The organism is Actinoplanes couchii (assembly GCF_016862075.1).
Classification (GTDB): domain Bacteria; phylum Actinomycetota; class Actinomycetes; order Mycobacteriales; family Micromonosporaceae; genus Actinoplanes; species Actinoplanes couchii.
The window spans coordinates 1-6,577 of sequence record NZ_BOMG01000164.1 but is presented as its reverse complement, the minus strand read 5'-3'; the positions used below and the strand labels follow the sequence as shown (position 1 = coordinate 6,577).

The 6,577-nt window shown below is 67.6% G+C and carries 9 protein-coding genes; 8 read left to right on the top strand and 1 reads right to left on the bottom strand.

Annotation, left to right across the window (positions count from 1 at the left end; translation table 11 throughout):
* The first annotated feature begins 120 nt into the window (after positions 1 to 120).
* Positions 121 to 318: a hypothetical protein gene (locus Aco03nite_RS52160; protein ID WP_203810687.1), complete on the top strand. Its 198-nt coding sequence runs from the start codon at positions 121 to 123 to the stop codon at positions 316 to 318.
* A gap of 19 nt (positions 319 to 337) precedes the next feature.
* Positions 338 to 766: an ATP-binding protein gene (locus tag Aco03nite_RS52155; RefSeq protein ID WP_203810685.1), complete on the top strand. Its 429-nt coding sequence runs from the start codon at positions 338 to 340 to the stop codon at positions 764 to 766.
* Between the two features lie 72 nt (positions 767 to 838).
* Here the strand turns inward: Aco03nite_RS52155 and Aco03nite_RS52150 are convergent, their stop codons facing one another.
* The gene (locus Aco03nite_RS52150; RefSeq protein WP_203810683.1) at positions 839 to 1,633 is read right to left on the bottom strand and encodes an RNA polymerase sigma factor SigF; all 795 of its coding nucleotides are present in this window, start codon (positions 1,631 to 1,633) and stop codon (positions 839 to 841) included.
* A 485-nt stretch (positions 1,634 to 2,118) separates the two neighbouring features.
* Here Aco03nite_RS52150 and Aco03nite_RS52145 point away from each other — a divergent pair, with 485 nt between their 5' ends.
* The 6 genes from Aco03nite_RS52145 to Aco03nite_RS52120 all read left to right on the top strand — a co-directional run.
* The gene (locus tag Aco03nite_RS52145) at positions 2,119 to 2,298 is read left to right on the top strand and encodes a DUF397 domain-containing protein (RefSeq protein ID WP_203810681.1); all 180 of its coding nucleotides are present in this window, start codon (positions 2,119 to 2,121) and stop codon (positions 2,296 to 2,298) included.
* Positions 2,299 to 2,793: 495 nt separating this feature from the next.
* Complete coding sequence (locus Aco03nite_RS52140) at positions 2,794 to 3,837, top strand: protein-L-isoaspartate O-methyltransferase family protein (protein WP_203810679.1); 1,044 nt, start codon at positions 2,794 to 2,796, stop codon at positions 3,835 to 3,837.
* An 88-nt stretch (positions 3,838 to 3,925) separates the two neighbouring features.
* Positions 3,926 to 5,161: a methyltransferase, FxLD system gene (gene fxlM / locus Aco03nite_RS52135; protein ID WP_203810677.1), complete on the top strand. Its 1,236-nt coding sequence runs from the start codon at positions 3,926 to 3,928 to the stop codon at positions 5,159 to 5,161.
* Positions 5,158 to 5,754, top strand: coding sequence for a zeta toxin family protein (locus Aco03nite_RS52130; protein WP_203810675.1), 597 nt, complete (start codon positions 5,158 to 5,160; stop codon positions 5,752 to 5,754). Before fxlM ends, Aco03nite_RS52130 begins: the two co-directional genes overlap by 4 nt.
* Entirely contained in the window at positions 5,751 to 6,233 is a 483-nt protein-coding gene (locus Aco03nite_RS52125; RefSeq protein ID WP_203810672.1) for an NUDIX domain-containing protein, read from the top strand. The genes Aco03nite_RS52130 and Aco03nite_RS52125 overlap by 4 nt, the downstream gene beginning before the upstream one ends.
* A 59-nt stretch (positions 6,234 to 6,292) precedes the next feature.
* A partial coding sequence (locus Aco03nite_RS52120) for a hypothetical protein (RefSeq protein WP_203810670.1) occupies positions 6,293 to 6,577 on the top strand: 285 nt, incomplete at its 3' end.

Sequence of the window (6,577 nt, the reverse complement as noted above, 5' to 3'; positions counted from 1 at the left end):
TACGCACCGTCACGAATCTTGAGATCTACCGAACACGCGCTTGACGATGTCTTGAAAAGGGCTCCGGGTGAACCGTGCTGGTGGATTACAAGCCAATGCCGTCCGGCATAGGTGAGTCGGGTGCCGTTGGCTGAAGTCCTGGGGTCGACCGGTCGACGCCAGGACTTCAGCGAGGATGGCATTGGGCTCCCCGCCGTCGACGGCGGCCGCTTACCACTCGCCAGAATCGTCATCGCGACTGCGGCTCAGGATGGTTTCGAGCCGTTCACGGGCTTCATCGTCGGCGGCCCGCCGGATGCGGGCGTTTACCTCTTGTGATCGCGGGCAATGGCCGGGCATGCGGGAGGATGTCTTCGCGGTGGAACTCCTGCGGCATCGGTTCAGGAACGGTGAGCGGGCCATGCCGATGCGGCACTCGGCCCGCGACGCGCTGCACCGGCGAATGAGCGTCGGCCCGGACGTGGAATGGGTCGATGACGTCCTCATCGTGATCAGTGAGCTGGTCCAGAACGTCAGCGAGCACACCACCGGGCCCGGCGAACTCGTCGTCAGCCTCGAGCTCGGCGCCGTGCTCGTTGAAGTGGGAGATGCCAGCACCGTCGCCCCGAATCTCCACGACCCGGCCACCGACCACGCCGGGGGCCGAGGGCTGCTGCTGCTCGGGAGGATCTCCCGCCGGTGGGGCGTCCGTTTCTGTCCCACCGGCAAGACTGTCTGGGCCGAACTGGCCGCCGGCGTCGATTCCCGCCACCTCACCGTGGCATGATCCGGCGAATCGCTGATCCGGCCCTGGCTGCGCCGGGAGCGGACGCCGGCCCGCGGCGAGGGGCCTGCGGTGTCACACCAGGGCGTCGCCGAGCTGGGCCCGCAGCTTCGTGAGGGCCCGGGCGAGCAGGCGGGACACGTGCATCTGGGAGACGCCGATCTGCTCGGCGATCTGCTGCTGGCTGAGGTTGCCGTAGAAACGCAGGCTGACGATCTTCTGCTCCCGCTCGTCGAGTGTGGCCATCGCGGGGCCGAGCGCGATACGGAGTTCGGCGTTCTCGTACGCCTGGTCCTCGCCGCCGAGGGTCTCACCGAGTTCGGTGCCGCCTTCGGTGACCGGGGTGGACAGGCTCGTCGAGTTGTATGCCCGGGCGCCTTCGAGGCCTTCGATGACCTCGTCCTCGCTGATGTTCAGGTACGCGGCGATGTCGGTGACCGTGGGGGAGCGGCCCAGGGTGTGGCTGAGAGTGTTGTTGGCGCCGGTGATGGCCAGGCGCAGTTCCTGCAGCCGGCGCGGTACCCGTACCGACCAGGTCTTGTCGCGGAAGTGCCGCTTGAGTTCACCCACGATGGTGGGGATCGCGAAGCCGGCGAAGTCGACACCCCGATCGGCCTCGAACCGGTCGACGGCCTTGATCAGGCCCATGACCGCGACCTGGTAGAGGTCGTCGCGGGGTTCGCCCCGGTTGGCGTACCGGTTGGACAGGTGCCGGGCCAGCGGAAGCCACGCCTCGATCACCTGGTCACGCATGCCGGGCCGGGACGGGTGGTTCGCCGGGAGCGCCGCCATCGCGTTGATCAGCTCACTGGCCCGGTCGGTGCTGGTCGCAGCGGTGGACGGGGAAGCGGTGTCGGTGATGACGGTCATGCGGTTGCTCTCCTTGCGGTGGCGTACTTCAGTCGCTGTGCTTTGCCGACAACTGCTTCCCCGGAAAGGGCAGGGTGAATAACCACCTCTTCGGACAGTTGTTCTCCACCGTTCGGTGGTTGTGCTGATGTCCGCGACTGATCAGGTCTGGCGTACGCCAATGGTTGGTGTTCCCAGGTTCGCCCCGTCGTATGCGTCATCACTTATCTTCTGTTGCGGGATGTGCGGCCCGGGGCCGTCCGCAACCGGCTTCCTGGCTTCCGGCGTCCTCAGGGCGCCGAAAGCCCGGCGTCAGGATCATCTATGCGGGCGCGGCACACATCGTTTGACGCCTGACATGACGCCCGGTGGTCATCGCCTGATGGGCTGAACAACTCGAGACCGCCCCGCGAGGTCGGTGTTTTGGAAATGTCAATGCCCCGGCAATCCTTGTCGTTGGTGATTGGATTGATGATGAAAAAGGCCTGGCAGAAAATTCGTATTCAATGGCCAATGGAGCCTGTGTCGAAGTGTCTGTGGAAGGCGGTTGCGGTGTACACAGAATCCTGGTGCGGGACTCCAAGAATCCGGTGGTCGGAACTCTCGCTTTTTCCGCATCCATGTGGAAGGCATTCGTGAACGACCTCAAGTCGGGTCGTTTCTCATCTCAGGGTTCGGCGAGCTGATAGAGCGAGCGTGACGAGCAGGCCATTAGTCGGCGCCGAAGCTGCGACCAGTTTGAGTTCGCGACGGCTCGACGCCCTCGTGGGTGGCGAGAGCTGAGCCCGAGCGAACTCGCCGGAGGCGATCGACGCGAACTGCCGTCGCTCCCTGTTGCTCCGAGGATCGATCCAGACGCTTCCGGCCGTGAGGCACACGGACGGATCCTCTCGTCGGTGATGTGCGACCGAGGACGGGCCGCACATTACCGACTGGGCGATCACCTACGAGTGGGACTGTCGTGACGCTGTCCGGCCCACCATCCCGGCGAAGGATCCCGCGGACACGATTGCGCGGATGGAAGCCCTGCTCGGCATTCCGCTCAGCTCCCCGGCCTGAAGCGATCCGCTGTCCGGTTGCGTGCCGCAACCCGACAGCGGATGCGAGCGTTGACGAGGCGGCACTGTGGTACCCGTACGACATTGCCCGAATCCTCGCCCCCGCGCGACCTTGGAGGACCCGTGGCCGATCTCAATGAGGCTTTCGGCGCCGTGCCTGCCGGCTCTTACCGCCATCACGAGCGCTGGGGCGACACCATCCACCGGTCCGCTCCGGAATGGATCCAGCGAGAGTTGACCTCCCTGCGAGTACAGCCCGGGAACCGCGTACTGGAGATCGGAACGGGCTCCGGCTACAGCGGCGCCCTGCTCACCCAGCTGTGCGGGCCGCACGGGCGGGTCACCAGCGTCGACATCAGCTCCGAACTCATCGACCGGGCGCAAGCGATCCACACCGAACGCGGGATCACCGGCATCGACCTGCACGTCGCCGACGGTCTCGGTGGCTATCCCGCGGCGGCACCTTTCGACAGGGTTGTCGGGTGGTGCGCACCGCCCCGGCTGCCCCGGGCGTGGGTGGATCAGGTCGTGGACGGTGGGCGGATCGTCGCGTGCCTGCCGATCGCCCGGCTGCCGTCCACCACCTTGATCACCACCGTCACCGTCGACGCCGGCCATCCCCGGGTGGAGGCGGTCATCGGCGGCGGATACGCCCAGAGCACACCCACCGCGGTGGACGACCCCGAAACCGTTTCCGGCCGCTGGGTCGACTTCTGCGACCACCGGCCGGACCCGTCCTGGATCGCCACCGGCCGGCGCACCGACGACCCCGACCGGAGCGGCGCCTGTACGTCCCTCGACCAGCTCCTGCGTCCCGAGCACACCGAGACCTACCGTGAGATGGAGACGGGCTGGCGGTCCTGGGTCACCTTCACCGCCGCGCTGGCCGACCCGGGGCTGAGCCTGGTCTCGCTCCGCAATCGGATCCGCGGGATCGGCCACAGCAGCGCCACGTCGGCCGCCGTGATCCTGACCGACGCGACCGTCATCGCCGACAGCCCCGGCTCCACGTCCCTGACGATCCTGCGGACCTGGCTGACGCGGTGGGAACAGGCCGGCCGCCCCACACCCGACACGTTCAACACCCGACTGATGCCGTACGACGGACCAGGCCTGCCCGGCTGGGATCTGCAAGTCCTGCGACCCGCTACCGGACGGCACGAGTGAGACGGACCATCCAGCAGCGCAAGATCACGACGCTGATCACCCCACCCGCCGGAGCAAGACCGAGCACCAACGGAGAGGAACCCTGCCAGTGGATTCCGCTGTCGAGGAGAGGTCACCCGACCAGCTGCGAACCGCACTGGCAGCGCGCCTGCGGGCGAAGGGCTGGATCCGAACGGCTGCGGTGCAGGAGGCGATCCTGGCGGTGCCGCGTCACCTGTTCGTTCCGGGCACCGTGACCGTCGCGGAGGCCTATGCGGACTCGGTCGTCGCGACCAAACGCGGACCCGACGGCAAGGCGGTAAGTAGTGTGTCCGCGCCGTGGCTTCAGGCGTACATGCTGGAGCAGGCCATGCCGCGGCCCGGTGGCCGGGTCCTGGAGATCGGGTCCGGCGGCTACAACGCCGCGCTGATCGCCGAGCTCGTCGGCCCGCACGGGCGGGTGGTGACCGTCGACATCGATGCCGACATCACCACCAGCGCCCGCACCTACCTGGACCGGGCCGGCTACCCGCACGTGCAGGTCGTGCACGGCGACGGGAACCTCGGATACGAGCCTGGTGGCCCGTACGACGCGATCATCGTCACCGTCGAGGCCGGCGACCTCTCGCCCCAACTGGTGCAACAGCTCGCGCCCGGCGCCCGGATCGTCGTGCCGTTACGGATGCGCACCCTGACCCGCTGCCTCACCCTGCAACCCTCCGGCGATCACCTCGCCGCCACCGCCGCCCTGCAGTGCGGTTTCGTGTCGATGCAAGGCGACCGCCGCCAGCTCGCCCGCCGGATTCCGCTGCGCGGTGCTGACGTCGTCCTGCTGCTGGACGATCCGGCCGAGATCGACACCGCCGCCCTCACCACCGCGCTGAGCACCCCGCGCGTGGACGTGTGGGCGCCGGTCACCGTCACGATGACCGAACCCGGCTCGTTCGAGTCCCTGCACCTGTGGCTGTCCAGCCAGCCACGGCCGTTCGGGGCGCTCGCCGTCGACCGTGAGGCCACCGCCGGGCTCCTGGACCCGCAGGACAAGTTCACCTGCCCGACCCTGCTCACCGCCGACAGCCTCGCCTACCTCGCCATGCGCAAGATCGCGGACGGCATCTGGCAATTCGGCGCCCACGGCTTCGGACCCGCCGCCGGAGCGCTCACCACCGACCTGGTCGACCTCATCGTCGCCTGGAACCGCGACCACCGCCCCGGCCCCGGCCCGGCCATCACCGTCCACCCCACCGGCACCCCACCCGAACCGGACGGCCGCCTACAACTCGTCGTGCCACGCCGGAACACCACGATCGCTGTCACCTGGCCGGCCCTAGAGGACCGCCGATGATCGCCAAGAAGCCGGTACTCGCCGTGATACGCGGCAACAGCGGGAGCGGGAAAACCACCACCGCCCGGGAAGTACGCCGCCGGTACGGCAGACGAGGCTGCGCGCTCATCGAGCAGGACCATCTGAGACGGGTGATCCTGCGGGAACACGGCGGCGGCGGTGCGGACCGGGTGGCCCCGGAGTTCATCGCCACGATGGCGCAAACGGCCCTCGACGGCGGCTACCACGTCATCGTGGAAGGCATCCTGCACACCGGCCAGTACGGCGCCCCGCTGCGGAAGCTGATCGCCGGGCATCCCGGCCCGAGCACGTGCTTCTACCTGGACGTGACGTTCGAGGAGACGGTGCGCCGGCACCTACGCCGCGAAGAACCGATTCCGGTCGACCCGCAGACGATGCGCGGCTGGTACACCCCACAGGACCTCCTCGGCGTCCCCGGTGAAGTGGTGATCGCGGAGACCACGACGTTCGAGGACACCGTGACCGCGATCCTGCATACCAGCGGCCTCATCCACGCGGCCCCGCAGAGCCCGTGCCCGACCCGATGCGAACGATGCGCCGAGAAAACGGCGACCGATCGGGGAATCCAGTGAAAGGCATTTCATGTTTTGTCGTCTTTGTCATCAACAAGGCTTTGCAAACGTACTGGAAATTCTTCAAGCCCCGGACCTTCGGTGTCAAAGCACTGATCCTTCATCCCTCCACTCCTGGACTATGTCTGATGATCAGGCATTCCTATGCTGACCAGGAGCGCTGGGGGCTGCCTGGTGGCGGCTACCGGCCCCGGAAAGAATCAGCCGAGGACGCCGTCGGCCGGGAATGCCGGGAAGAGCTGGGCATCGAGTTTTCGGGTGCGGTCGAGGTCTTGGCCGAACTCACGACACAGCTCGAAGGCAAGCGCGACAACCTGACCATTTTCCGAGGCACGGCATCCTCGGCTGAACTCCACCCGAACCGCGAGGTCGCCGAAGCCAGATGGACGCCACTCGACTTCTCCGGACTCCCGGACGGGAGACTGGTCTCGCGGTGGGCGCAGCGAGCAATCGCCGCCCACCAGGAGAACGCGGCGTAGGCGACGGCCCCGGGCGCTGCCACCGTAGCCAGGGGGGATGAATGACGGGGGAGTAAGTGATGGTGGAACCGATTGACCTGACCGGCATGTTCGGTGAGGGCTGGTGCGTGACGCTCGGCCGAGGCAACGTCGTGGAGACCCTGTCCGGCATGGAAGTCGACCCGGCGGACTGTCGGCCGGCGCCGACTCTGGCGAAAGCCGCCGCGCTGACCTGGGCCACCTCCGGGGTGTTGCTCGTCGCCCGACAGATCGGCAAAGGACTGACTCTCGTGTTGGAGTTCGACGGTTCCACCGGCTGGGTCGGCGCCGACCCCGACGTGCTGGCCGTCCTGTCCGCCACGGGC

What these genes read in the sequence shown, in the direction of transcription:
- Aco03nite_RS52155 (WP_203810685.1), top strand. Translation starts at nt 338, where the DNA reads ATGCGGGAGGATGTCTTCGCGGTGGAACTCCTGCGGCATCGGTTCAGG.
- Aco03nite_RS52150 (WP_203810683.1), bottom strand. Translation starts at nt 1,633, where the DNA reads ATGACCGTCATCACCGACACCGCTTCCCCGTCCACCGCTGCGACCAGC.
- Aco03nite_RS52145 (WP_203810681.1), top strand. Translation starts at nt 2,119, where the DNA reads ATGGCCAATGGAGCCTGTGTCGAAGTGTCTGTGGAAGGCGGTTGCGGT.
- Aco03nite_RS52130 (WP_203810675.1), top strand. Translation starts at nt 5,158, where the DNA reads ATGATCGCCAAGAAGCCGGTACTCGCCGTGATACGCGGCAACAGCGGG.